The sequence below is a fragment of the Brevundimonas sp. SGAir0440 genome (assembly GCF_005484585.1).
Lineage (GTDB): Bacteria > Pseudomonadota > Alphaproteobacteria > Caulobacterales > Caulobacteraceae > Brevundimonas.
In genome coordinates this window covers 1,259,455-1,282,279 of record NZ_CP039435.1, presented here as the reverse complement: position 1 = coordinate 1,282,279, position 22,825 = coordinate 1,259,455, and the positions used below count along the sequence as shown (strand labels likewise).

Sequence of the window (22,825 nt, the reverse complement as noted above, 5' to 3'; positions counted from 1 at the left end):
GGAGTGGTGCGGGCGGCCGGGATCGAACCGGCAAGGACTTTCGTCCGGCAGATTTTAAGTCTGCTGCGTCTACCAGTTTCGCCACGCCCGCAGCCCGGTCTGGCCCGGTTCGGCTCCTATAGACGGAACCGGGCCGGGTCTCCAAGTCGTCAGCGTGTCGGGGTCGTCGGCGTGGTGGCGGGCCTCATCGCCCGGAAGTCCACGTCCGAGTCGGCGAGCAGCCACAGCAGGCCCGCCCAGGCGGCGACGTTCTGGTTCAGTTGCGCCGGGTCGATCTTGTCCAGCGTGTCGTTGGCGGTGTGGTGCAGGTCGAAATAGCGGGTTCCGTCCTGAGCGAGGCCGAAGAAGGGCACGCCCAGCGGGCCCATGGGTCCGACGTCGACGCCGCCTTCGGTCTCGACGCGATCGGAGGCCAGGACGCCGATCGGATAGAGGACGCGGGTCGCGGCCTTCTGAAAGTCCGAGCCTTGCGCGCCGGCGGGCAGGCGCAGGGCATAGACGCGGTCGGCGCCGAAATCGCTCTCGCCGGCGATGATATGCTTGTCCAGCGCTGCGCCCTGGCCACGCGCGTAGACGCCGCCGCCGTTGCCAGTCTGGGCGGTCGGCTGGGCCACTTCTTCCGAACCGTAGAAGATGACGCGCAGGGTGCGGGCCGGGCGGCGGCCGCTGTCGGCGATGGCCTTGGCGGCGGCGACGGTGATGGCGCCCCCTGCCCCGTCGTCGATGGCGCCAGTGCCCAGGTCCCAACTGTCCATATGCGACCCCAGGACGATGATCTCGTCGGGGCGCGTGGCGCCGGGCAGATCGCCGATGACGTTCTGGCTGTGCGTCTGATAGGTGCGGGCGGTCGAGGTCAGGCGCATGCGCACCGGCTGACCCAGGGCGACCAGGCGGCTGACCTGATCGGCGTCGGGCGCGGCCAGGGCGAAGGCGGGAATGGTCGGCTTGCCGTCGACATAGCGTGTGGTGCCGGTGTGCGGCATCCGGTCCTCGTCAGAGCCGACCGAGCGCATGACGAAGGCCGCCGCGCCCTTCGCCGCCGCCACGCCGGGGCCGGCGCCGCGCACGCGGGTCTGGGGGCCATATCCGGAGCCGTCCTGCATCGGGCGCATCTGGCCCAGATCGACATAGACGATCTTGCCGCGGACGGCGGCCTCGGGCGCGGCCTGCAGGTCTTCGAAGGTGGAGAAGCGCACGATCTCCGCCTCGACGCCGCCCCTCGGCGTGGCCGGCGAGTGGCCCAGGGCGGCGGCGACCAGGGCCTGGGCGTTGTCGCCGACGATGGCGGCCGAGCTTTCGCCCCGCTCCCAGCCGACCAGCGGGAACTCCTCGATGCGAATGTTCTGGAAGCCGTTGGCGCGCAGATAGTCGGCGGCCCAGGCGGCGGCCTGCTGCTCGGCGCGTGAGCCGGCCGGGCGTGCGCCGAACCGTGTCGTCAGCTGGGTGACATAGTCCATGGCGATATTCGAGCGCATCGCGGCGTCGCGCACGACGATCGCCTGCTGCACCGTCGCCGCATCCTGCGCATGGGCCGCCGGAATAAACGCGACAAGACCCAGGGCGACGGCGCTGGCGGTCAGCAGACGGATGGACATAGGCAGGCTCCGGACTCAGATGAGAGCCGGACCCTATGTAGGTTCAGTCGTTCTGGAAATAGGGTTCGACCGGACCCTGCAGTTTCACGGTCAGGGCCTTGCCCTTGCGATCCACGCGGTTGCCGAGCGCCAAACGGACCCAGCCTTCGGAGACGCAATATTCCTCGACGTTGGTCTTCTCTTCACCCTTGAAGCGAACGCCGACGCCGCGTTGCAGGACCTCGGCGTCGTGGTACGGGCTGGACGGGTCGACCGAAAGGCGATCGGGGGGCGTGTCGGACATGGCGTTGGTCGGGTTCAGATCTCGGGAAGGCGCGGTGATAGACGCGCAGGCGCGCCCTGCCAATCCGAAACCGGGCCAAACCGGGCTCGAAGACCTTTAGGGCAGCAGATGATAGTGCTGGGCGACGGCGGCCATCATCACGGTTCCGACCGCCGGAACGGCGAGTATGATGGCCCGGCGCATGCGGTGCGCCACGTAAAGCAGTTCGCCGATCATGGCGCGGATCCTCGATGTCATCGCTCTCTGACGGAGCGTTCGAAGATCATTGGTCGAACAGCGCGCGCTGTCGAGACGAAACGTCAGCGCCGAGATCACACTTAAGGTTACTGCACAATTTGACGGGGCTGGGCGTTGGGGGCGGCTGACGGCTGATAGGCCTGCGGGCCGGTCGCAGCGGGAGCCGCCGCAGGCGTGGCGGCGGGACGACGCGCCGGGGTCGCAGCCGGGCGAGCCGCCGGTCGCGCAGCGGGACGGCTGGCGGCCGGGCGCGGCGTCGGACGGGTCGTCGGGGCGGTGGCGGGCTGAGCCGTCGGTGTCGCGGGCGGCGTCGCGGCGGTGGGCGCAGAAGCGGCGGGCGTCGCGGCCGGCGGCGTCGCGGCCTCGGCGGCGGCGGCGCGGGCGGCCATCTGCTGGGCCTGGAAGCGGGCGGCGAGTTTTTCGGTCAGCTCCTTGGCCTGCGGAGCGCTCATTTGGGCCATGATGGCGGCCAGGGTGCGCGGGCGCATGGCGGCGGCGACCGGCAGGCGCACCCGGTCCTCCAGCGCCGCCATGACCGGGGCGGCCTCCTTGGGACGCATGGCGGAATAGACCTGAACCAGACGGTCGATCTCGGCCTTCTCGCGCTCGTCGACCTGGCCGAGCATCTGCTTCATCTCGGCCTTCAAGGCTTCAAGCGCCTTGACCTTGGCGTCCAGCTTCTGCTCGGCGGCCACCATCAGCGGCAGGGTGGTGGCGAAGTCCTGATCCCGCGCATCCAGCGCCGCGCGGCGCTGCGACAACGACTGAATGATTTTCAGCTCGGCCGGCGAAATCCCCGCCTGCTGGGCCAGTTGTTCGGGAGACAGGGCGGAACAGGTTCCGGGCAGAGCCGGCTTGGGCGGCGCGCCGGCCGCAGCGGGAACCGCCTCCTCGGCCCAGGCCTTGGCCCCGTCGAACAGGCCAGGCGCGACGCCGACGGCGCGCACGGCGACGACCCCGCCGATGGCGATGGCGATCAGGGGCAGGATGCGGGGAAGGCGGGCCATGAAATGGGGTTCCGAACTCAGGCGGCGAACAGGTCGTCGTCAAGATTACGACGCGCGGCGTTGAGGCTTTGTTTGGCGGAATGGTTAGCGGAGCGTCCGGCCGTCAGGGCCTGAACGATGGCGGCGACATTGTCGCGCCCGGCGGGGGCGACGGCTTCATTGCGACGGTTCGAAGCGGGACTGGCCAGTCCCTGTATGCGTTGCGCCAGGGCCGCCATACGCTCGGCCCGCGCCTCGTCTTCGGTCTCGGCCGGCGCCGGAGCCAGGGCGGCCGGGGTCGCGCGACGGACAGGTTCGTCCTCGACGATCCGCGCCGGCGCCATGGCCGGTGCGCGGGCGATCAAGGTTTCCAGCTGGGCCTTCACCTCTCGCGCCTTGATGATGCGGTCGTGAAGCAGGTCCGTTTCCTGACCCGAGGCGCGAAGGGTGGCGAGCGCATTTTCGGCGCGGCCGGCGGCGGCGTTCAATTCGGTGACGGCCTGGGCGAAGGCCAGCTGTCCGGCGCGCAAGGCGGCCAGCTTGCGTTCCAGCTTGATGCCGTAACCGACCGCCGCGATCAGCAGCACCATCAGCACTCCGTCCATGATCATTCCGGCCATCAGACGTTCACTCCCAGGCGGGCGGCGACTTCCGGATTGACCGGCCCTTCGACACGTATGGCGATGTGCTGGCCCTTGCGACCCATGCGGCCAGTGGTCAGCGGGATGGAGCCGGCGCGGATCGACACCTCGGAATCCGGCGTGGCGTTCAGCATCATCGTGTCGCCGACCTTGAGGTTCAGCACGCTGGACAGCGGCATCTGCTGTTCGTCCAGGACCGCGCGGACTTCGGTCTCGGTCGTCCAGATCTCGGTGGCCAGGTGGCCTTCCCAAATGTTGTCGCGGCCGAACTTCTCGCCCATGAACTGCTGCAGCAGCATCTTGCGGATCGGCTCCAGTGTCGCATAGGGCAGCAGCAGCTCGATGCGACCGCCGCGATCCTCCATGTCGATCCGCAGTTTGATCAGGATGGCGGCGTTGGCGGGACGCGCGATGGCGGCGAAGCGCGGGTTGGTCTCCAGCCGGTCCAGGTTGAAGTGGACCGGGGTCAGCGGCTCGAACGCCTGGCGCGCGTCGTTCAGCACCACCTCGACCATCCGCTGCACCAGCACTCGCTCGATGGTGGTGTAGGGCCGGCCTTCGATGCGCAGCGCCGCCGTGCCGCGACGACCGCCCAGCAGCACGTCGACGATCGAATAGATCAGGTTGGAATCGACGGTCAGCAGGCCGTAGTTGTCCAGCTCTTCGGCGCGGAACACCGCCAGGATGGCCGGCAGCGGGATCGAGTTCAGATAGTCGCCGAACCGGATCGACGAGATATTGTCCAGGCTGACTTCGACGTTGTCGGAGGTGAAGTTGCGAAGGCTGGTCGTCATCAACCGCACCAGGCGGTCGAACACGATCTCCAGCATCGGCAGACGCTCGTAGCTGACGAGCGCGGAGTTGATGATGGCCCGGATGCCCGAGCGTTCGGAACCGTCGTCGTCGCCCAGATCGAAGCCCAGCAGGCTGTCGATTTCATCCTGGTTCAGGACGCGTTCGGACAGGGCGTCGCCAGGATCGCCCAGACCGCCGAACGGATCGAGTTGCGCCGCGTCCGTCATGCCTATTGCACCAGCATTTCTTCGATCAGCACGGCGTCGACCTTGCCCGGAGCGGCGATCAGATTGACGCGGCGCAGAATCTCAGCGCGCAGCTGATAGGTGCCGGCCGAGCCGCTGAGGTCCTCAGGGCGCAGTTCGCGCACGAAGCCGGTGAACATGTCCTGCAGACGGGGCATCTCTTCCTGCAGATGGGTCGCCACCTCGGCGTCCTGCATCTCCAGCGTCAGCTTCAGTTTCAGGAAGGTCGGACGGCCGTCCGGCGACTGAATGTTCATGACCATGTCGGGCAGGGTGTAGAAGGTGACGCCATCCGGCCCTTCAGAAATGACGCCCAGCGCCGGATCGGCCTCGCCTTCCTTGCCGCCGCCGTGACCGCCGCCTTCCTTCTTCTCTTCCTTTTTTTCGGCCTTATCAGCCTTCCCTTCTCCGTGGCCGGCTTCGGCCTCGGCGCCGTGCGCTTCGGCGGGCTTGGGCTTCAGCATTAAGAAGGCGGCCGTCCCCCCGCCGCCCAGCACCAGCAAGGCGACCGGCGCGATGATGAACAACAGCGGGATTTTCTTTTTCTTGGGCGCGGCGGCGTCGCCCTCGGCGGCCTCGCCTTCTGTCACAGCCGGCAGGTTGGCGTCGGCGTCGGCCGCAGGCGCACCCTTCTTCTTGCCGAACTTGAACATGCGCGCGCCCCGGAGACTCTCTCATGAGGAGGATCGTCCGGTTTGGTTAACGCGACGTTTACAATGGGCAGGATTTGCCGGGTTGGAAGCGGCCCAATCCCGCTCAAACCCGCATTGCGCCTGAATTAACCCTGTTGGCACGGCCGTTGCGAGAGGCTGAGGCGAAGGAGCACGCCTCTCGTGGAAAACGCCGCCTATATCGGACTGTCACGCCAGATGACGCTGCGTCGCGAACTGGACATCGTGGCCAACAACGTCGCCAACGCCAACACCAACGGCTTCAAGGTCGAGCAGCTGATGCTCGGAACCGAGATCGGGCAGCGGGCGCGCAACGATTCGATCCGCCCGTCGGCCAGCTTCGTGCTGGACAATGGCGTCGGCCGCGACTTCGGCCAGGGCTCGATGCAGCAGACTGGCCGCTCGCTGGACTTCGCCATCTCCGGCGAAGGCGCCTTCTTCACCGTGCGTGACGGCGCCAACGGCGAGGCCTACACCCGCGACGGCGCCTTCACCCTGGACCCGGAGGGGCGTTTGACCACCAAACAGGGTCAGGCCGTCCTTGGCGGCGGCGCGGAAATCGTTCTGGACCCGGCGCTCGGCGCGCCCAGCGTCGGCGCCGACGGCACCATCACCCAGAACGGACAGGTCACCGGCCGGCTGTCGGTCGTGCGTTTCGATACGCTGGGCGTGCTCGAAAAGGGCGGCGACAGTCTCTACCGCAATAAGTCCAACGCCCAGCCGATCGAGGCCGCCGACGCCCAGGTTCATCAGGGCTCGCTGGAATCTTCGAACGTAAATCCGTTGATCGAAATCACCAATCTCGTCGAGATCAGCCGCGCCTACGAGAGCATTTCTAAGCTGATCGAAAACACCACAGACCTGAGCCGTCGCGCCGTCGAGCGCCTCGGCAAGGCCGCTTAAGGGAGAGCCGGAACATGCGCGCTCTGAGAACCGCAGCTTCAGGCATGGCCGCCCAGCAGCTGAACGTGGAGGTCATCTCCAACAACATCGCCAACATGAACACGGTGGGCTTCAAGAAGCAGCGCGCCGAGTTCCAGGACCTGCTGTACCAGAACGTCGAACGCATGGGGGCCCAGTCCTCGGCCGCCGGCACCGTGGTTCCGACCGGCATCCAGATCGGCGCAGGCGTCAAGGCGGGGGCCGTCTACCGCGTCACCGAACAGGGCACGCCGCAGATGACCGGCAACCCTTACGACATGGCCATCGACGGCAAGGGCTATTTCCAGATCAGCCTGCCGTCTGGCGAAAAGGCCTACACCCGCGCCGGCAATCTGCAGGTCAATCCAGAAGGTCAGATGGTGACCGACGACGGCTATCTGCTGGAGCCGGCGATCACCATCCCGCAGGACGCGACCAAGGTGTCGATCTCAAAGACCGGTCTGGTCCAGGTGACCCAGGCCGGACAGCCCGCCCCGACCACGGTCGGTCAGATCGAACTGGCCAGCTTCTTCAACGAGGCCGGACTGGAAGCCATCGGCGACAACCTGCTGCTGGAGACCGCCGCGTCCGGCCCGGCGATCGTCGGCACGCCCGGCGACGCCGGTTATGGCCAGATCATGCAGAACTACACCGAGGCGTCGAACGTCGATGCGGTCGCGGAGATCAGCGCCCTGATCGTGGCGCAGCGCGCCTATGAGATGAACTCCAAGGTCATCAGCACCGCCGACCAGATGCTGTCCGTCGCCTCGCAAGTGAAGGGCTAGGGCCATGACCCTGATCCGTTCCCTGCTGCTCGCCGCCGCCGTCAGCGCCTTTACCGGCGCCGCGCTCGCCAACCCGGTCGTGCTGCGCGCCAACCCGGTGGACGACGACGGCCGCGTCACCCTGGGCGATATCTTCGAGGGAGCGGGTGCCGCGGCCAATGTCGCCGTCGCCGAACGCGTCGGTCCCTCGGTCGTGCTGGACGCCGGTCAACTTCAGGCCCAGGCGCGTCAGGCGGGCCTGGACTGGAGCAATCCGAACGGCCTGCGCCGCGTCGCCGTGCGCCGTTCGGCCGGACCTGTTCAGACCGGAGCCGAGGCCGCGCCGGCGGATACCGTCCTAGCCGCTCAGCCCATCGCCCGCGCCACCTATCGCCCCGGAGCCGCGCCGCAGGTCATCGCCCGCAACGATATGGTGCGCGTCACCTATCAGGTCGGCGGCGTGAACCTGGCCGTCATGGGCAAGGCCATGCGCAACGCGGGTCTGGGCGAGCCGGTCGCCATCATGAACACCGCCTCCAACCGTGTCATCGACGCGGTCGCCTCCGGTCCCGGCCAGGCCATCGCCGGCCCCGGCGCCGACATGGCCCGCGCCAATCCCCAACAGTTCGCCGCCCGCTAGGGAATCCAAGTCATGCGTAAAGCCGTCCTGATCCTCGCCGCCCTCGCCCCGCTCGCTGCCTGCTCGACCGTCGCCGAGACGGTGCGCGGCCCGGAACTGGCCCCCATCGGCTATCCCGCCGCCCTGATTCCGGCGCAGCAGGCCTATCTGCCCGCGCGCGAGACCACGCCGGCCAGCGCCAACAGCCTGTGGCGCACGGGCGCCCGCACCTTCTTCGGCGACCAGCGCGCGCGCCACATCGGCGACATCCTGACGGTCAAGATCGACATCGACGATCGCGCCCAGACCCAGAACTCGACCCAGCGCTCGCGCTCCAACGAGATCAACGCGGGCGTCAGCAACCTGTTCGGCCTGGAAAGCAGCCTGGGCCGGGCCTTCCCCGGCGGCTTCGATCCGTCGAAGATGGTCGGCATGGAAGGCGATCTGAAGTCGTCGGGCAATGGTTCGGTCACCCGCGCCGAGAAGGTGTCGCTGACCATCGCCGCCGTCGTCACCGACGTCCTGGCCAACGGCAATCTGGTGATCCAGGGTCGGCAGGAAGTGCGCACCAACCGCGAGGTCCGCGAACTGACCGTCGCCGGCATCGTCCGTCCCGAGGACATCTCATCAGCCAACGCCATCAACCACACCCAGATCGCCGAGGCGCGCATCTCCTACGGCGGTCGTGGCGACGTCAGCCGCGTCCAGGCCCCGCCCGTGGGTCAGGCGCTGGCGGAACGCTTCAGCCCGTTCTGACGCGCGCCGACCCTGCGGGTTGAACTGCTGACGGATAACCGCGTTCAAGGGAAATGCGGTCGTCCGATCCCTTGCGGTCACAGCCGCGTCTGACGACATTGAAGGCGACGCGACGACGCGCGTCGTCGGCGGGGGCTGACACATGATGCTGATACTCTCCGCCCTGATGGCGGCCGCGATACAGACTGCGCCCGGCGCAGGCTGGACCTGGAGCCTGTACGAGGGCGAAGGACCGATGGTCCTGGCCAACGATATCCCCGACACCGCCAGCCTGCGCGCCACGCTGCAATGCCTGCCGGGTTCGGGCGCGGTCTCGGTCGCGGTCTATGGCGAGGATGCGTCCGCCGGCTTTGCGCGCATCACCTCAGGCGGGTCGACGGCGACCAGCGAGGCCCGCGTCGGGCGTGGCGGCAAGCTGGAGACGGCCATCCCCGTCGATCACCCCGCCTTTTCCGCCTTCGTGTCGAACGGCCGGATGACGATCGCCGTCGGCGACGACACCAGCACGATCACCGTCGAGCGTCCGCACATGGCCAAGCTGCGTCGCTTCGCCGATCGCTGCGCCGGCTGAGGAACCCACGCATGCGTCTTCGATTGACATCAGCCTTGATCGCCGTCTCGGCCCTTGCGGCTTGCGCGACCCAGGCCCCGATGCCCGCAGCCGGCTCTGCGGCGACCGCATCGGCGCCCGCGCCCACGCCCGGTTACGACTGGTTCCTGAACACCGATGGGCAGGAGGCCATGCTGGCCTACGGCGTCGCCAACAGCGACGAGGTCAAGCTGAAGCTGGCCTGTCAGGCCGGGTCCAGCGCTCTTGAACTGACGGCCGCCAGCGACAAGCCGGGCCGCGAAATCTATCTGGAATCCGGCGGCGACACCGAGCGCTATCGCGCCGCATCCGAGCCGGCCGTCGTGCATGACGGCGAACTGCTGACGGCTCAGGCCAAGACCAAGGATCCGGTCTTCCAGCGCTTCCGCCGTCTGGGCTGGATCGCCGCCTGGGCTGACGACGAACGTCACATCTACGCCGCCCATCCCGCCGCAAAGGTGCAAATCGAGCGGTTCTTCACCGTCTGCGGTTGACGCATCGGCTCTGCTCGGCTTGCGTGCCCCATCCTGACAGGAGGGGCGTCATGAAGATTTCTTATCTGGCTGTTGCAGCCATGCTTGCGGCCGGGTCGCCGATCGCGGCTGTGGCGCAAACGCCGCCCGCCGCCGTCGCAGTTGCGCCGGCAGACGCCGCGCTGAACGCCGTCATCGCCGACTACGAAACCTATCTGAAGTCCGTCGATCCCATCTCGGCCAGCGGTGAGGGCGATGTCGAGGCGATGGGCCGCGTGCCCGACCTGTCGCGCGAATTCGAACTGGCCCAGCGCGCGCCGCTGGAAGGGTTCGTGCGGCGGCTGACGGCCATCGACCCGGCAAATCTTTCCCACGCCGGCGGCATCAACCACGCCTTCCTGCTCTATACGCTCAACCGCAGCCTGGAAGGGTTGGACTACGACACCAGCCGCCTGGCGTTCGACTCCGAAGGCGGCCCCGGAACCTGGGCGCTCTATGTTGGCGGCAGCACGCGCCTGAACTCCGTCGCGGAGGCCGAGGCCTATATCAAGCGTATCCGGGGCTTTGGTCAAATCTACGCCCAGACGACGGCCAACGCCCGGCGCGGCCTGGACACCGGTCTGGTCCAGGCCCGATCGGTAACCGAAAGCGCCCTGACGCTGGCGCGAAACGATGTGGCGATCAAGCCGGACGCCGAGCCGCTGCTGAAGCCCCTATCGACCCTGCCCTCGACCGTGTCTCAGGCAGACAAGGATCGCCTGACTGCAGAGGCGACGGCAGCAGTTTCAGAAACGATCCTTCCGGCGCGCCAGGCCTGGCTGGAATTCCTCGAAAGCGACTATCTGCCCAAGGCGCCGGTCCAGCCGGGCATCGGCAATCGGCCCGGCGGCAAGGCACTCTACGCCTATCTGGTGCGCGGCCACACCACGACCGACCTGACGCCGGACCAGATCCATCAGATCGGTCTGGACGAGGTCGCGCGCATCCGCGCCCGCATGGATGTGGAAATGAAGGCGTCGGGCTGGACCGGCGACTTCGCCGGCTTCCTGAACTTCCTGCGCACCGATCCTCAGTTCTATGCGACCAGCCGCGAGGCCCTGTTGCAGCAGGCCTCGGAGATGGCCAAGCGCGCGGATGGCGGCCTGCCCCCTCTGTTCGCCACCCTGCCCCGCCTGACCTACGACGTGCAGCCCGTGCCGCCGCAGATCGAGGAAAACTACACCACCGGCCGCTACAACGGCGGTTCGATGCAGAACGGCGTCGCGGCCCATTACATCGTCAATACGTCCAAGCTGGATCAGCGCCCGCTTTACGAGTTGCCTGCCCTGACCCTGCATGAAGCCGTGCCGGGCCACCACCTCCAGATCGCCTTGCAGCAGGAGGCGCCCGGCCAACCCTATTTCCGCCGCCAAGCCAATGTCAGCGCCTATACCGAGGGCTGGGGCCTGTATGCCGAATATCTGGGCGAGGAGATGGGCTTCTATCGCACGCCTTACGAACGGTTCGGCCGCCTGTCCTATGAGATGTGGCGCGCCTGCCGACTGGTCGCGGACACTGGCCTGCACTGGATGGGCTGGACCGAAGAACAGGCCCGCGCCTGTTTCCGCGACAACTCGGCCCTCGCGCCCCACAACATCGAGACCGAGCTTCAGCGCTACATCGGCTGGCCCGGCCAGGCCACGGCCTACAAGATCGGCGAAATTCGCCTGCGCGAAATCCGCGCGCGGGCCGAGCGGGAGCTGGGGTCGAAGTTCAACGTCCGCACCTTCCACGACGCCCTGCTGGTCGAGGGGCCGCTGCCGCTGGCGCTGCTGGACCAGCGGATGGACGCCTGGATCGCGGAGCAGAAGGCGAAATAAGCTGTGCGGCTTACGCCCAGTCCGGCTCCGGCAAACCCTTTGACCGCAGGAATTCCGGGTTGAACAGCTTGGACGCATAGCGCGAGCCGGGATCGCACAGGCAGGTGACGATGGTCTTGCCGGGGCCAAGCTCGCGCGCCAGCCGCACCGCGCCGGCGATATTCACCCCCGCCGATCCGCCCAGCGACAGGCCTTCGTGCTTCACCAGGTCGAACAGGATCGGCAGAAACTCCGCGTCCTCGATCCGATAGGCGTAGTCGGGTCTGAAGCCTTCCAGATTGCCGGTGATGCGGGCCACGCCGATCCCCTCGGTGATCGACGATCCCTCGCTCGTCATCTCGCCCCTGGTGAACCAGTTGAACATGGCCGCGCCCGCTGGATCGGCCAGGGCGATGGTCACATCCGGCTTCTGTTCGCGCAGATGGGCGCCGACGCCGGCGATGGTCCCGCCTGAGCCGACGGCCGAGACGAAGGCGTCGACCTGACCGTTTGTCTGCGTCCAGATTTCGGGGCCGGTCGTGTTGTAATGGGCCTCGCGATTGGCGGTGTTGTCGAACTGATTGGCCCAGATGGCGCCGGCCTCTTCGCTGTCGTTCAGCTCGGCAGCCAGACGCCCGGAATAGTGGACGAAATGGTTCGGGCTGGAAAAGGGCGCGGCGTCCACCTCGACCAGCCGTGCGCCCAGCGAACGGATCGCGGATTTCTTCTCTTCCGACTGGGTGCGAGGAATGACGATGACGACCGGATGCCCCAAGGCGGCGCCGACCAGGGCCAGGCCGATGCCGGTGTTGCCGGCCGTGCCTTCCACGATCGTCCCGCCGGGCTTCAGCGCGCCCGACGCCCGCGCGCCCTGCACGATCGACAGGGCCGCGCGATCCTTGATCGAACCGCCGGGATTCAGAAATTCGGCCTTGCCCAGGATTTCGCAGCCCGTCGCGTCGGACAGACGGTTCAGGCGCACCAGCGGCGTATTGCCGATTAGGTCGATGACGGATGACGTAGCGGACAAGGTCAGGCTTTCAGGCGAAGGTCGAAACAGGGCGGATCAGGCGGCGGCTTGGCGTTGCCCTAAGTGGATGCCGCACTCAACCTTGTCTATGCCCGACCAACGTCCGGCGCGGGCGTCTTCGCTGTCCTGAACCGCGCGGGTGCAAGGCCAGCAGCCGATGGATCGGTAGCCTTGCTCGACCAGCGGGTGACGCGGCAGATCGTTCTCCTCCAGCCAGGCCTCCACGTCGTCGGTGTCCCAGTTCGCCAGGGGATTGATCCGCAGCACCCCGTCCAACACCTCGAACGGCTTCAGCTTTGCCCGCGTCGCGGCCTGATAGCGTTTGCGCCCGGTGATGAGCGCATTGAACTCTACGGTCGCCCGCGCCAGCGGCCGCACTTTTCGCAGGTCGCAGCAGGCGTCGGCGTCGGTCTTCCACAGGTCGTCGCGCGCATCCAACGTCGCCTTCTCGCCCGCATCCGGCGTGACCAGCCGCACGTCGGTCAGGTCCAGCGCCTTGGTCAGCTGGGTGCGATAGGACAGGGTCTGAAGGAAATGCTGGCCCGTCTCCAGAAAGACCACCGGCACGGCCTTGTCCTCGCCAGCGATGATGTCCAGCAGGGCGGCGGACTCGGCCCCGAACGACGAGATGGCGCCGACCCGCAGGCCGAGCGCCGGATTCAGCGCCGCCTTCACGATCTCGGACGCGTCCTTGCCCTCCGTCTCGCGGTTCAGCCGATCGGCCAGGGCGTCCAGGTCGCGGTCGTTGGACGCCGTACGCCGCTGCTGCCAGATCGTCGGTGCAGGATCGACGGCGGGCTGATAGGCGGCGCTGAACGCCCGGTCCATCCGGTCCCAGGCCGCTGTATCCGCCCCCTCGGCCAGCTCCACCGCGTCGAAACCCGAACGCCGCAGGTGTCGCGCCTGATCCGGCAGGACCTTGCCCGCCGCGATCAGACGCCCGGCGTAACCGCGCTCTCGCAACACCGCCGCCAACGAGAAACCGCGCCCGTCGCGGAAGGCGTCGAACTCCAGCACCAGCGTGTCTTCGCTCGCGGCGGCGGCCTCGACCTCCTCCAGCGGGGTCGTCACCGACAGGCGCAGCCCGTTCTGTATGCCCTCAAGCCGTTGCATCGAGCGTCTCATAGATGGCGTCGCGGAAGGGATCGGGACCGACGCGGCGCACCGTGTCGATGAACCGCTCGCCATCCGTGCGGATCTGCAGATAGCGGTCCAGGGTCCGCTGGATGGCAGGCGCGACCTCGTCTGCCGGCAGGCTCTTGCCGACGATGTCGCCCAGCGCCGCCTGTTCGTCGGGCGAACCGCCGACGGTGATCTGATAGTATTCCTCGCCCTTGCGATCGACGCCCAGTACGCCGATGTGGCCGACGTGGTGGTGGCCGCAGGCGTTGATGCAGCCGCTCATATTGATGCGGACCGGCCCCAGCTTCTCCTGATAGTCCATGTCCGCCAGCCGCTTGGACAGGGCCTGGGCCACCGGGATCGAGCGGGCGTTGGCCAGGCTGCAATAGTCCAGGCCGGGGCAGGCGATCACGTCCGTCGCCAGATCGGCATTGGCCGTCGCCAGCCTCGCCTTTCGCAGCGCCCGCCAGACCGTCGGCACGTCGTCCAGCTTCACATGCGGCAGGACCAGGTTCTGCTGATAGGCGGCGCGCAGTTCGTCGAAGGAGTAGCGCTGGGCCAGGTCCGCCACCGCGTCCATCTGGTCCGCCGTGATGTCGCCGGGCACGCCGCCGACCGGCTTCAGCGACACCACTACCGAGGCGTACCCCGGCTGGCGATGACGACGGACGTTGTTGCGCGCAAACCGGGCGAAGTCCGGATCGGCCAGCAGGGCGCGGTCGAACGGGCCGCTGACCTTGGGCAAATCCTCGAACGGCGGCGGAGCGAAATAGGCCTTGATCCGCGCTGCCTCATCGTCGGGGATCCGCAGATCCTCACGGCGCAAGGTGGCGTAATGCTTGTCCACCTCCTCGCGGAAGGCCTCGATGCCCAGAGACGCGACCAGAATCTTGATCCGCGCCTTGTGGATGTTGTCGCGCCGCCCTAGCAGATTCCAGGCTCGCAGAATGGCGGTCAGATAGGCCAGCAGTTCCACCGCCGGGATGGCCGCCGCGATCTGCTGGCCGATATGGGGCAAACGCCCCTGCCCGCCGCCGACGAAGACGCGGAAGGCGGTTCCGCCGTCCTCGCCCTTCACGATCTGCAGGCCGACATCGTGGGTGCGGATCGCCGCCCGATCCTTCTCGGCGCCGATCACCGCGATCTTGAACTTGCGCGGCAGGAAGCTGAACTCGGGGTGGATGGTCGACCACTGACGGATGATCTCGCACCAGGGACGCGGGTCCTCGATCTCGTCGTCGGCGGCGCCGGCGAAGACGTCGGTCGTGGTGTTGCGGATGCAGTTGCCACTGGTCTGGATGGCGTGCATCTCGACCTCAGCCAGATCGCTCAGGATCGCCGGCAGATCGGTCAGGGCCGGCCAGTTGTACTGGATGTTACAGCGGGTGGTGAAGTGGCCGTAGCCCTTGTCGTAGGTCCGCGCGATATGGGCCAGCCGGCGCAGCTGACGGCTGCTCATCACGCCATAAGGAACGGCGACGCGCAGCATATAGGCGTGCAGTTGCAGATAGACGCCGTTCATCAGCCGCAGCGGCTTGAACTCGTCCTCGGTCAGGGCGCCGGAAGCGCGGCGCGCCACCTGATCTGAGAACTCCTCGACCCGTTCGCGCACCAGGGCGTGGTCAAACTCGTCATAGCGATACATCAGCCGACGCCTCCCGCCACGCTGTGGCCCACGGTCGGCCCGGCCGAGCGGATGCGTTCCTTCAGTCGATCGCGGCCTGACGGCGCGTGGTCCTGAACCTCGAACAGATAGGGGTTCACGAAGACGTCCGGCCGCCCGGCAACCTCGGCCAGCACGACCTCGGCCGCCGTATCGTCCAGCACCGAAGCCTTATCGATGTGCTCGACCGGCTCGTTGTCGAGGCCCACATAGATGACGCGGCCGTCCGACAGGCGGTTTGCGGTGACGATCTTCACGCCGCGACCTCAGCTCGAACATCCAGCTGGGCCGCCGAGAAGGCCGCCGTTTCGCCGACGAACAACAGGGCCGGTCCTGTGAGATCGGAGCCGCGCACCAGGGCGCCCAGCCCGTCCAGTCGGCCGGTCAGAACCCGCTCATCCGGGCGGCTGCCGTTCTCGACAATGGCGACGGGCGTCGAGTGCGAACGCCCCGCCGCGATCAGGCGCGCAGCCGTCTCCTCGGCACGGTCCGACCCCATGTAGATGGCCAGGGTGTGGTTGGGGCCGGCCAGTCGCGTCCAGTCGGCCTCGACACCGCCCGGCTTGGCCTGAGCCGTCACGAAGGTGACCGCCTGGGCGTGGTCGCGGTGGGTCAGGGGGATGCCCGCCGAGGCCGCGCAGGCCAGGGCCGCCGTCACACCGGGCACCACAAAGACCGGAACGCCGGCTGCCCGCATGGCCTCCAACTCCTCGCCGCCGCGCCCGAAGACGAAGGGATCGCCGCCCTTTAGCCGCACCACACGGTGTCCAGCACGAGCCTCCGCGATCATCAGGGCCTCGATCTGATCCTGCGGCACCGAGTGCTCGCCCCGCGCCTTGCCGACATAAAGCCGCTTGGCGTCGCGCCGCGCGCGCTCCAGCACCGCCTCGGGCACCAGCCGGTCGTGGATGATGACGTCGGCGTCCTGCAACACACGCAGCGCCTTCAGGGTCAGCAGTTCCGGGTCGCCCGGCCCGGCGCCGAGAATGTGGACGACGCCCTGTTCCGACGCGGCGACGTTCAGCAGGCGCAGCATCTCGCGCCGCGCCTCGGCGGTTCGACCTTCCGCCGCCAGCGTCGCGGCCGGACCCCGGAAGGCCTTCTCCCAGAAGCGACGGCGCGCCATGAAGTCCGGCACGCTGGCCTTGACCGTGTCGCGCAACTCGCGCGCCAGCCGCGCCACATTGGCCAGTCCGGCCGGCAGCACGCCCTCGATGGCCGTGCGGATGTCCCGCGCCAGGATGGGCGCCGATCCGCCGGTCGCCACGCCGATCACGACCTCGTCGCGGTCGATCAGGGCTGGGGTCTGGAAGTCGCTCAGATGCGGCTTGTCCACCACATTGACCTGGGCGCCCGCTGCGCGCGCGAAATGACCCAGCCGCGTCAGTTCTTCCGCGTCGTCCAGCGCCATGAACACCAGCCGTGCGCCCGCCAAGTCTTCAGCCTCTGGCGAACGCAGCACCGGCTCCGGCGCCGTCAACGGCGTCTCGATCTTGGGGGGCGCGCCGTCGGGTGCGAACCAGACCAACTCGGCCGGCGTGTTGAGGAACAGTCGCAGCTTGGCCAGCGCCGGCTCGCCGCCGCCGATGATCACGATCTTTGCGGCCTCCAGCGGAATAGAGGCGAGAAATACACGCATCGTCTTGCTTTCTGGGCCGTCGGGAGAGGAAACAGGGCGACGGCAGGGCGCGAACCTTCGTCTTCCCCGTCCAGAGCCGCAAACCAGATTGCCTTTGCCTCGCTGATAGGATTTCTATCCGCGATGGTCCGATCCCTGCTCCCGCTCAACGCCCTGCGCGCCTTCGAGGCCGCTGCGCGTCACCTGAACTTTTCGCGCGCCGCCGACGAACTGTCGGTGACGCCCGGCGCGGTCAGCCAACAGATCCGCCTGTTGGAAGACATCGTCGGCGGACCGCTGTTCGTGCGCGAGGCGCGGGGCCTTCAATTGACCGACCTGGGCCGTTCCTCCGTGCCGCTGCTGCGCGAGGGGTTCGAGCGGCTGATGGACGCCTCGGCCCTGTTGCGCGAACCGCCGCGTCGCAAACAGGTGTCGATCAGCGTGGCGCCCGGCTTCGCCTCCAAATGGCTGATGCCGCGTATGGACGACTTTCACACCGCCCATCCCGAGATCGAACTGTGGATCTCGGCCGACATGGAGCCGGCGGATCTGAGCGAGGGCAAGGTCGATCTGGCGGTGCGCTACGGTCCCGGCGACTATCCTGGCCTGACGGTCGATAGGCTGATGACCGAAACGGTCCTGCCGGTCTGCGCTCCATCGTTGATGGATGGCGACAAGCCGATCCGCAAACCCGCCGATCTGATCGGACACACCCTGTTGCACGACATGTCCAATGACGGCGATCCCAGCCGACCGGACTGGGCCATGTGGCTGAAGGCGCGCGGCATTCGTCACCCCGACCCGCGTCGCGGCTCACGTTTCAACCAGTCGGGTCTGTTGATCGAGGCCGCCATATCGGGGCGCGGCGTGGCGCTGGCCAAACGCACCCTGGCCCAGGCGGACCTGGCATCGGGGCGGCTGGTGGCGCCGTTCCCTGACGGGTCCGAAGCGGTCGGTTTCGCATACTATGTCGTTCAGCCCCGCGACCGCCCGCCCTCACCCAGCGCGACCGCCTTCGTCGGCTGGCTGAAGAAACAGGCCGTCGATCACGACAATACGATGGGCCAACTCTAGGCCCGGAATTTAGGCTCTGACGGCCTGATCGGCGGTCACGCCCAGGGCCTGAAGCGCGGCGGCGGCGATGTGTTCGGCGTTCAGGCCGGCCTGGGCGTACATGGCCATCGGCGCATCCTGGTCCTGGAAGACGTCGGGCAGGTTCAGGGTGCGGATCTTCAGCCCGCCGTCCAGCGCGCCCTTCTCGGCCAGCAGCTGCAGCACGAAGGCGCCGAAGCCGCCCATGGCACCTTCTTCGACCGTGATCAGGGCCTCGTGCTCGCGCGCCAGACGCAGGATCAGATCGGCGTCCAGCGGCTTGGCGAAGCGGGCGTCTGCGACGGTGGCCGACACGCCCTTGGCGGCCAGCATGTCCGCCGCCTTCAACGATTCTTGCAGACGGGTGCCCAGGCTGAGGATGGCTACCGAAGTGCCCTCGCGCACGATCCGGCCCTTGCCGATCTCCAGCGGGGCGGCCAGATCAGGGATCTCCACACCCACGCCGTCGCCGCGCGGATAACGGAAGGCGCTGGGCCGGTCATCGATGGCCAGCGACGTCGAGATCATCGCCGCCAGTTCGGCCTCATCCGCCGCCGCCATCAGCACCATGCCGGGCAGCGCGCCCATGAAGCCGATGTCGAACGAACCGGCGTGGGTCGCCCCGTCCGATCCGACCAGACCCGCCCGGTCCATGGCGAAGCGCACCGGGAGCGACTGGATCGCCACGTCGTGGACCACCTGGTCGTAACCGCGCTGAAGGAAGGTCGAATAGATCGCGCAGACCGGCTTCATGCCGTCCGCCGCCAAACCGGCCGCGAAGGTCACCGCGTGCTGCTCGGCGATGCCGACGTCATAGGTCCGCTCAGGGAAGGCCTGGCCAAACAGGTCCAGACCCGTGCCCGACGGCATGGCCGCCGTGATCGCCACGATCGACGGATCGACCTTGGCGTGTTTGATCAGCTCGGTCCCAAACACCTTGGTGTAGCTGGGCGCGTTGGAGATGGCCTTGGCCTGCTTGCCTGAGACCACGTCGAACTTGACGACCGCATGGAGTTTGTCGGCGCTGCTTTCGGCGGGGGCGTAGCCCTTGCCCTTCTGTGTCACCACGTGGACCAGCACCGGACGGTCCTCGATGGCGGCCGCCTTCTTCAGGATCGGCACCAGATTGTCCATGTCGTGGCCGTCGATCGGGCCGACATAATAGAAGCCCAACTCCTCGAAGAAGGTGCCGCCGGTGACCATGCCGCGAGCGTATTCCTCGGCCTTCTTGGCCGCCTTGCGGAAGGGGCGCGGCAAGTGCTGGGCCACCGTCTTGCCCAGGCGTCGGACGTTCTGATAGGCGCCACCCGACACCAGGCCGGCCAGATAGGCGCTCATCCCGCCGACCGGCGGCGCGATCGACATGTCGTTGTCGTTCAGGATGACCATCAGTTGGCCGCTGGTCGCCTCGGCGGCGTTGTTCATCGCCTCATAGGCCATGCCGGCCGACATGGAGCCGTCGCCGATGACGGCCACGACGCGGTTCTTCTCGCCCTTCTGATCGCGCGCGGCGGCGAAGCCCAGGGCGGCGCTGATCGAGGTCGAGGCGTGGGCCGCGCCGAACGGATCGTATTCGCTCTCGCTGCGCTTGGTGAAGCCTGACAGGCCGCCGCCCTGACGCAGTGTGCGGATGCGGTCGCGCCGCCCGGTCAGGATCTTGTGCGGATAGCACTGATGCCCGACGTCCCAGATCAGGATGTCCTTGGGCGTCTCGAACACATGGTGCAGCGCCGTGGTCAGTTCGACCACGCCCAACCCCGCGCCAAGGTGGCCGCCGGTGACGGACACGGCGTCGATCGTCTCGGCCCGCACCTCCTGCGCCAGTTGTTTCAACTGGGCGATATCGAAGTCCCGCGTGTCGGCGGGCGTCTTGACGGTGTCGAGTAGCGGGGTGTCGGGCATCAGCCGTAAAACCTTGGAAAGTCTGGTCGATCAACCCGCAGGTCGGTTCAACGTTTCGTATCAGGACCGGCGCTTTAGCACAAAGTCCACGCTGGCCCTGAGGATTTCGGCCTCGTCGCCGAACGGCTCCAGATGCGACCGGGCCTGGTTTGCGAGATGCGCGACCCTTTGCCGCGCCGCCTCCAGACCCAGCAGGGTGACGAAGTTGGTCTTGCCCAATGCTGCGTCCTTGCCCCCGGCCGCCTTGCCCATTTCCTCGGCCGAGCCTTCGGCGTCCAGCAGGTCGTCGACGATCTGATAGGCCAGGCCGACGTCGTGGGCGAAGCTGATCAGGGCATGGCGGTGCTGGGCCGTGGCGTCGGCGATGATCAGCGGGATTTCGAAGGCGTAGGCGAACAGGGCGCCGGTCTTCAGTCGCTGCATCCGCGCCACGCCGCCCAGGTCGTCGCGCACGCCCAGCAGGTCGATCATCTGACCGCCCGCCATGCCCCGCGCGCCGGACGCCAGCGACAGCCGCGCCGCCAGTTCGCAGCGCACGGCCGCATCTTCGTGGGTGTCTTCGTGCAGGATGATGTCGAACGCGGCCGTCTGCAGCGCATCGCCGGCCAGCACCGCCGTCGCCTCATCATAGGCCCGGTGAACGGTCGGCCGGCCCCGGCGAACGTCGTCGTCGTCCATGCAGGGCAGGTCGTCGTGCACCAGGCTGTAGGCGTGCACGCACTCCAGCGCGCAGGCGGCGCGGAGCACCGATCGCTCATCGATATCGAACAGGCGCGCGGCCTCCAGCGCGAAGAATGGCCGCAAGCGTTTGCCGGGGCCCAGCGCCGCATAACGCATCGCCTCGGTCAGGCGGGATTCCGGGCCCTCGGCGCGCGGCAGCAGTTCATCCAGCGCGACCGTGACCAGATCGGCGACCTCGGCCACGCGATCGATCACCGCCTGTTCCGGCGAGTTCGCGGCGATGACGCGGCTCACGAGAACCGGCTCCAAACCACGCTCGAAGACGATGCAGGGATCATTCGAAGGACGCCGCCTCGACGCCTTTGGCCTGGCCGTCGGGGCCGACAACGATCTTTTCCACACGCAGCTGAGCCGCCTTCAGCCGCGCCTCGCAATGCGCCTTCAGCTTGGCCCCCTCTTCATAGAGGGCGATCGATTCTTCCAGCGGCGCCTGGCCGGATTCGAGACGAGAAACGATGGTCTCCAGGCGCTTCAGGGCGTCTTCGAAGCTGAGATCGGCGGGGATGGCGGCGGCGGTGTCGGTCATGGCGCGGACCCTAGAGGCGCGCGCGTGGCGCATCAACGTCAGAAGCGGCTATCGCTTCTCGTAGCGACGCTGCGACCAGTATTTGAAGCCCTGGTTCTGGACCAGTTTCCAGCCGTCGGCCTTCAGCGCGCGGCCGACCATGTGGTTGAAATAGCCGTGGGCGAAGACCAGCACGTCCTGCCCGCCTTCGGCGCGCGCAATCAGCTTCTGCGCCGCCTGATCGGCGCGCGCCTCGGCCTGGGCGCGGGTTTCCTGGCCGCCGTGGTGATCGAAAGCGTGCCACCAGAAGCGCGACACCACGCCCCACCATTTGGGCGACAGCTTGATCCATTCCGGAATCGGCGGCGGCGGCAGGGGCGCCTCGATGAACATGACGTCGGCCATGACCTCGCGCCCGGCGGCGACCGCAGCGGCGGTTTCCTGAGCGCGCTGACGGGTCGAGGCGTAAATGGCCCCAGCGCCCTGCGCCGCCGCAACCAGTTCGGGCGGCGGGGTCTGACCGGCCAGCAGGCCGCCGATCTCATACTTCGCCCACCAGTCGCCGTACTGGCGCGCCGAGATCAGGCATTTGCGCGACAGGGCCGGCTCGCCGTGACGCGTCAGGATGATGGCGCCGGGACGGACAGCGACAAGCGCGCCGACAGATGGCGCGGCGTCAGGCGGGGACACGGAGGGTTCGGGCGAATCGAGGGACAGGGCGGGGGCTGACATGACAAACGGACGGGCCTTTGGTTTCAAGGCGTTAAGCGTCCTCAGTCCTCCCCGAGCGCAGCGACGTGGGCGACCGCAGAGCGGCCTAGTCCTTCAAGGTCGTAACCGCCCTCAAGCGCGGACACAACCTTGCCCGAACAGGTCCGACGCGCGACCTCCAGAATCGCACGCGTCGCCCAGGCGAAATCCTCGGCCTCCAGCGACTGATGCGCCAGTGGATCGCGCCGGTGAGCGTCGAAACCGGCCGAGATCAGTATCAGGTCCGGCCGGAACGATTCCAGCGCCGGCATCAATCCGCCGGCGAAGGTGGCGCGCCAGCTCTCGCGCGCTGCATGGGGCGCCACCGGGGCGTTGACGATATTGCCCACGCCCGTCTCTGACGCCGCGCCCGTGCCGGGATAGAGCGGCATCTGGTGGATGGAGGCCAGGAACAGGCTGTCGTCGTCCTCAAACGCCGCCTGGGTGCCATTGCCGTGGTGAACGTCGAAATCGACCACCGCAACCCGCGCCATCCCTTCGGCCTGAGCCGCGCGCGCCGCGACGGCGACGGAGGAGAACAGGCAGAATCCCATCGCGCGGTCCGGCTCAGCGTGGTGGCCCGGCGGACGCACGGCGGCGAAGGCGCGATCCATCTCGCCCCGCGCCACGGCTCGCACCGCATCGATCGCCGCCCCGGCCGCCAGCCGCGCCGCCGGCACGCTGCCGGGTGAAAGGACGGTGTCGGCATCCAGCTGGATCATGCCGGCGACCGGCGAGGCGTCCAGCAGGCGTGCGACATAGGCGGCGGGATGCACTCGCTCCAAATCCGCAACCTCGGCATGGGTCGCGGCGCGCCGGTCCCGGGCCAGGCCTGCGTCGTCCAGAGCCTCCAGCACCGCCTTGAGCCGCTCGGGACTTTCGGGATGGCCCGCGCCCGGCGTGTGGGACAACATGGACGGATGGGTGAAGATCGGCAGGGACATTGAAGCGACGATACGCCGGGCTTTCGGACTTGTCGCCCGTGACGC

25 protein-coding genes and 1 tRNA gene are annotated in these 22,825 nt (G+C 67.8%); 8 read left to right on the top strand and 18 right to left on the bottom strand.

Going from position 1 to position 22,825, the window contains the following annotated elements:
- Window positions 1–4: 4 nt before the first annotated feature.
- From E7T10_RS06205 to E7T10_RS06175, 8 genes are all read right to left on the bottom strand, one after another.
- Window positions 5–91: transfer RNA gene (locus E7T10_RS06205), tRNA-Leu, on the bottom strand.
- Window positions 92–149: 58 nt separating this feature from the next.
- Window positions 150–1,595 (bottom strand): M20/M25/M40 family metallo-hydrolase, encoded by a 1,446-nt coding sequence (locus E7T10_RS06200; RefSeq protein WP_137721129.1) that lies wholly within the window; start codon window positions 1,593–1,595, stop codon window positions 150–152.
- Between the two features lie 43 nt (window positions 1,596–1,638).
- Entirely contained in the window at window positions 1,639–1,878 is a 240-nt protein-coding gene (locus E7T10_RS06195) for a DUF3297 family protein (RefSeq protein WP_137721128.1), read from the bottom strand.
- A gap of 96 nt (window positions 1,879–1,974) precedes the next feature.
- Window positions 1,975–2,115 carry a hypothetical protein gene (locus tag E7T10_RS15705; RefSeq protein WP_155965911.1) on the bottom strand — a complete coding sequence of 47 codons (141 nt, stop codon included), beginning with the start codon at window positions 2,113–2,115 and terminating at the stop codon, window positions 1,975–1,977.
- Window positions 2,116–2,201: 86 nt separating this feature from the next.
- Window positions 2,202–3,122 (bottom strand): MotE family protein, encoded by a 921-nt coding sequence (locus tag E7T10_RS06190; protein ID WP_137721127.1) that lies wholly within the window; start codon window positions 3,120–3,122, stop codon window positions 2,202–2,204.
- A gap of 17 nt (window positions 3,123–3,139) precedes the next feature.
- Entirely contained in the window at window positions 3,140–3,721 is a 582-nt protein-coding gene (locus E7T10_RS06185; RefSeq protein WP_137721126.1) for a DUF6468 domain-containing protein, read from the bottom strand.
- Window positions 3,721–4,764, bottom strand: a complete 1,044-nt coding sequence (fliM, locus tag E7T10_RS06180; RefSeq protein WP_017504455.1) for a flagellar motor switch protein FliM — start codon at window positions 4,762–4,764, stop codon at window positions 3,721–3,723. The genes E7T10_RS06185 and fliM overlap by 1 nt, the downstream gene beginning before the upstream one ends.
- 2 nt (window positions 4,765–4,766) lie before the next feature.
- Complete coding sequence (locus E7T10_RS06175) at window positions 4,767–5,435, bottom strand: flagellar basal body-associated FliL family protein (protein ID WP_137721125.1); 669 nt, start codon at window positions 5,433–5,435, stop codon at window positions 4,767–4,769.
- 180 nt (window positions 5,436–5,615) lie between these two features.
- Between E7T10_RS06175 and flgF the strand changes: the two genes are divergently transcribed.
- From flgF to E7T10_RS06140, 7 genes are all read left to right on the top strand, one after another.
- Window positions 5,616–6,356 (top strand): flagellar basal-body rod protein FlgF, encoded by a 741-nt coding sequence (flgF, locus tag E7T10_RS06170; RefSeq protein WP_137721124.1) that lies wholly within the window; start codon window positions 5,616–5,618, stop codon window positions 6,354–6,356.
- Window positions 6,357–6,370: 14 nt separating this feature from the next.
- Window positions 6,371–7,159 (top strand): flagellar basal-body rod protein FlgG, encoded by a 789-nt coding sequence (gene flgG, locus E7T10_RS06165; protein WP_137721123.1) that lies wholly within the window; start codon window positions 6,371–6,373, stop codon window positions 7,157–7,159.
- A 4-nt stretch (window positions 7,160–7,163) separates the two neighbouring features.
- Complete coding sequence (locus tag E7T10_RS06160) at window positions 7,164–7,778, top strand: flagella basal body P-ring formation protein FlgA (protein ID WP_137721122.1); 615 nt, start codon at window positions 7,164–7,166, stop codon at window positions 7,776–7,778.
- Window positions 7,779–7,790: 12 nt separating this feature from the next.
- Complete coding sequence (flgH, locus tag E7T10_RS06155) at window positions 7,791–8,513, top strand: flagellar basal body L-ring protein FlgH (RefSeq protein ID WP_045810385.1); 723 nt, start codon at window positions 7,791–7,793, stop codon at window positions 8,511–8,513.
- A gap of 142 nt (window positions 8,514–8,655) precedes the next feature.
- Window positions 8,656–9,084, top strand: coding sequence for a hypothetical protein (locus E7T10_RS06150; protein WP_039246948.1), 429 nt, complete (start codon window positions 8,656–8,658; stop codon window positions 9,082–9,084).
- An 11-nt stretch (window positions 9,085–9,095) separates the two neighbouring features.
- Window positions 9,096–9,596 (top strand): hypothetical protein, encoded by a 501-nt coding sequence (locus tag E7T10_RS06145; protein WP_210416169.1) that lies wholly within the window; start codon window positions 9,096–9,098, stop codon window positions 9,594–9,596.
- Between the two features lie 50 nt (window positions 9,597–9,646).
- Complete coding sequence (locus tag E7T10_RS06140; protein ID WP_210416168.1) at window positions 9,647–11,434, top strand: DUF885 family protein; 1,788 nt, start codon at window positions 9,647–9,649, stop codon at window positions 11,432–11,434.
- Between the two features lie 10 nt (window positions 11,435–11,444).
- Here the strand turns inward: E7T10_RS06140 and E7T10_RS06135 are convergent, their stop codons facing one another.
- Genes E7T10_RS06135 through cysG form a run of 5 tightly spaced genes read right to left on the bottom strand, consistent with a single transcriptional unit; the run spans window position 11,445 to window position 16,867 of the window.
- Entirely contained in the window at window positions 11,445–12,443 is a 999-nt protein-coding gene (locus E7T10_RS06135) for a cysteine synthase A (protein WP_137721121.1), read from the bottom strand.
- 36 nt (window positions 12,444–12,479) lie between these two features.
- The gene (locus E7T10_RS06130) at window positions 12,480–13,556 is read right to left on the bottom strand and encodes a phosphoadenylyl-sulfate reductase (protein WP_137721120.1); all 1,077 of its coding nucleotides are present in this window, start codon (window positions 13,554–13,556) and stop codon (window positions 12,480–12,482) included.
- A complete protein-coding gene (locus E7T10_RS06125; protein WP_137721119.1) occupies window positions 13,543–15,210 on the bottom strand; it encodes a nitrite/sulfite reductase in 1,668 nt (555 codons plus the stop codon). The genes E7T10_RS06130 and E7T10_RS06125 overlap by 14 nt, the downstream gene beginning before the upstream one ends.
- A complete protein-coding gene (locus E7T10_RS06120; protein WP_137721118.1) occupies window positions 15,210–15,485 on the bottom strand; it encodes a DUF2849 domain-containing protein in 276 nt (91 codons plus the stop codon). The genes E7T10_RS06125 and E7T10_RS06120 overlap by 1 nt, the downstream gene beginning before the upstream one ends.
- Window positions 15,482–16,867 (bottom strand): siroheme synthase CysG, encoded by a 1,386-nt coding sequence (gene cysG / locus E7T10_RS06115; RefSeq protein ID WP_137721117.1) that lies wholly within the window; start codon window positions 16,865–16,867, stop codon window positions 15,482–15,484. The genes E7T10_RS06120 and cysG overlap by 4 nt, the downstream gene beginning before the upstream one ends.
- Before the next feature lie 123 nt (window positions 16,868–16,990).
- Between cysG and gcvA the strand changes: the two genes are divergently transcribed.
- Window positions 16,991–17,920: a transcriptional regulator GcvA gene (gcvA, locus tag E7T10_RS06110; RefSeq protein WP_137721116.1), complete on the top strand. Its 930-nt coding sequence runs from the start codon at window positions 16,991–16,993 to the stop codon at window positions 17,918–17,920.
- A 9-nt stretch (window positions 17,921–17,929) separates the two neighbouring features.
- Here gcvA and dxs read toward each other — a convergent pair whose 3' ends face one another.
- The 5 genes from dxs to E7T10_RS06085 form a co-directional block, all read right to left on the bottom strand.
- Window positions 17,930–19,843 carry a 1-deoxy-D-xylulose-5-phosphate synthase gene (gene dxs, locus E7T10_RS06105; RefSeq protein WP_137721115.1) on the bottom strand — a complete coding sequence of 638 codons (1,914 nt, stop codon included), beginning with the start codon at window positions 19,841–19,843 and terminating at the stop codon, window positions 17,930–17,932.
- A 57-nt stretch (window positions 19,844–19,900) separates the two neighbouring features.
- Entirely contained in the window at window positions 19,901–20,776 is an 876-nt protein-coding gene (locus E7T10_RS06100) for a polyprenyl synthetase family protein (protein WP_137722573.1), read from the bottom strand.
- A 79-nt stretch (window positions 20,777–20,855) separates the two neighbouring features.
- Complete coding sequence (locus E7T10_RS06095; RefSeq protein ID WP_017504472.1) at window positions 20,856–21,107, bottom strand: exodeoxyribonuclease VII small subunit; 252 nt, start codon at window positions 21,105–21,107, stop codon at window positions 20,856–20,858.
- Window positions 21,108–21,155: 48 nt separating this feature from the next.
- Window positions 21,156–21,818 carry a histidine phosphatase family protein gene (locus tag E7T10_RS06090; protein ID WP_137721114.1) on the bottom strand — a complete coding sequence of 221 codons (663 nt, stop codon included), beginning with the start codon at window positions 21,816–21,818 and terminating at the stop codon, window positions 21,156–21,158.
- Window positions 21,819–21,859: 41 nt separating this feature from the next.
- Complete coding sequence (locus E7T10_RS06085) at window positions 21,860–22,780, bottom strand: histone deacetylase family protein (RefSeq protein WP_137721113.1); 921 nt, start codon at window positions 22,778–22,780, stop codon at window positions 21,860–21,862.
- Window positions 22,781–22,825 lie beyond the last annotated feature (45 nt).

Bases quoted from the DNA above. Each gene is read 5' to 3' on its own strand.
- gcvA (WP_137721116.1), top strand. From the start codon at position 16,991: ATGGTCCGATCCCTGCTCCCGCTCAACGCCCTGCGCGCCTTCGAGGCC.
- fliM (WP_017504455.1), bottom strand. From the start codon at position 4,764: ATGACGGACGCGGCGCAACTCGATCCGTTCGGCGGTCTGGGCGATCCT.
- E7T10_RS06195 (WP_137721128.1), bottom strand. From the start codon at position 1,878: ATGTCCGACACGCCCCCCGATCGCCTTTCGGTCGACCCGTCCAGCCCG.
- E7T10_RS06200 (WP_137721129.1), bottom strand. From the start codon at position 1,595: ATGTCCATCCGTCTGCTGACCGCCAGCGCCGTCGCCCTGGGTCTTGTC.
- E7T10_RS06125 (WP_137721119.1), bottom strand. From the start codon at position 15,210: ATGTATCGCTATGACGAGTTTGACCACGCCCTGGTGCGCGAACGGGTC.
- E7T10_RS06190 (WP_137721127.1), bottom strand. From the start codon at position 3,122: ATGGCCCGCCTTCCCCGCATCCTGCCCCTGATCGCCATCGCCATCGGC.
- E7T10_RS06150 (WP_039246948.1), top strand. From the start codon at position 8,656: ATGATGCTGATACTCTCCGCCCTGATGGCGGCCGCGATACAGACTGCG.
- E7T10_RS06140 (WP_210416168.1), top strand. From the start codon at position 9,647: ATGAAGATTTCTTATCTGGCTGTTGCAGCCATGCTTGCGGCCGGGTCG.
- E7T10_RS06160 (WP_137721122.1), top strand. From the start codon at position 7,164: ATGACCCTGATCCGTTCCCTGCTGCTCGCCGCCGCCGTCAGCGCCTTT.
- E7T10_RS06085 (WP_137721113.1), bottom strand. From the start codon at position 22,780: ATGTCCCTGCCGATCTTCACCCATCCGTCCATGTTGTCCCACACGCCG.
- E7T10_RS06130 (WP_137721120.1), bottom strand. From the start codon at position 13,556: ATGCAACGGCTTGAGGGCATACAGAACGGGCTGCGCCTGTCGGTGACG.
- E7T10_RS06095 (WP_017504472.1), bottom strand. From the start codon at position 21,107: ATGACCGACACCGCCGCCGCCATCCCCGCCGATCTCAGCTTCGAAGAC.
- E7T10_RS06090 (WP_137721114.1), bottom strand. From the start codon at position 21,818: ATGTCAGCCCCCGCCCTGTCCCTCGATTCGCCCGAACCCTCCGTGTCC.
- flgH (WP_045810385.1), top strand. From the start codon at position 7,791: ATGCGTAAAGCCGTCCTGATCCTCGCCGCCCTCGCCCCGCTCGCTGCC.
- cysG (WP_137721117.1), bottom strand. From the start codon at position 16,867: ATGCGTGTATTTCTCGCCTCTATTCCGCTGGAGGCCGCAAAGATCGTG.
- E7T10_RS06145 (WP_210416169.1), top strand. From the start codon at position 9,096: ATGCGTCTTCGATTGACATCAGCCTTGATCGCCGTCTCGGCCCTTGCG.
- E7T10_RS15705 (WP_155965911.1), bottom strand. From the start codon at position 2,115: ATGACATCGAGGATCCGCGCCATGATCGGCGAACTGCTTTACGTGGCG.
- E7T10_RS06175 (WP_137721125.1), bottom strand. From the start codon at position 5,435: ATGTTCAAGTTCGGCAAGAAGAAGGGTGCGCCTGCGGCCGACGCCGAC.
- E7T10_RS06185 (WP_137721126.1), bottom strand. From the start codon at position 3,721: ATGGCCGGAATGATCATGGACGGAGTGCTGATGGTGCTGCTGATCGCG.
- flgG (WP_137721123.1), top strand. From the start codon at position 6,371: ATGCGCGCTCTGAGAACCGCAGCTTCAGGCATGGCCGCCCAGCAGCTG.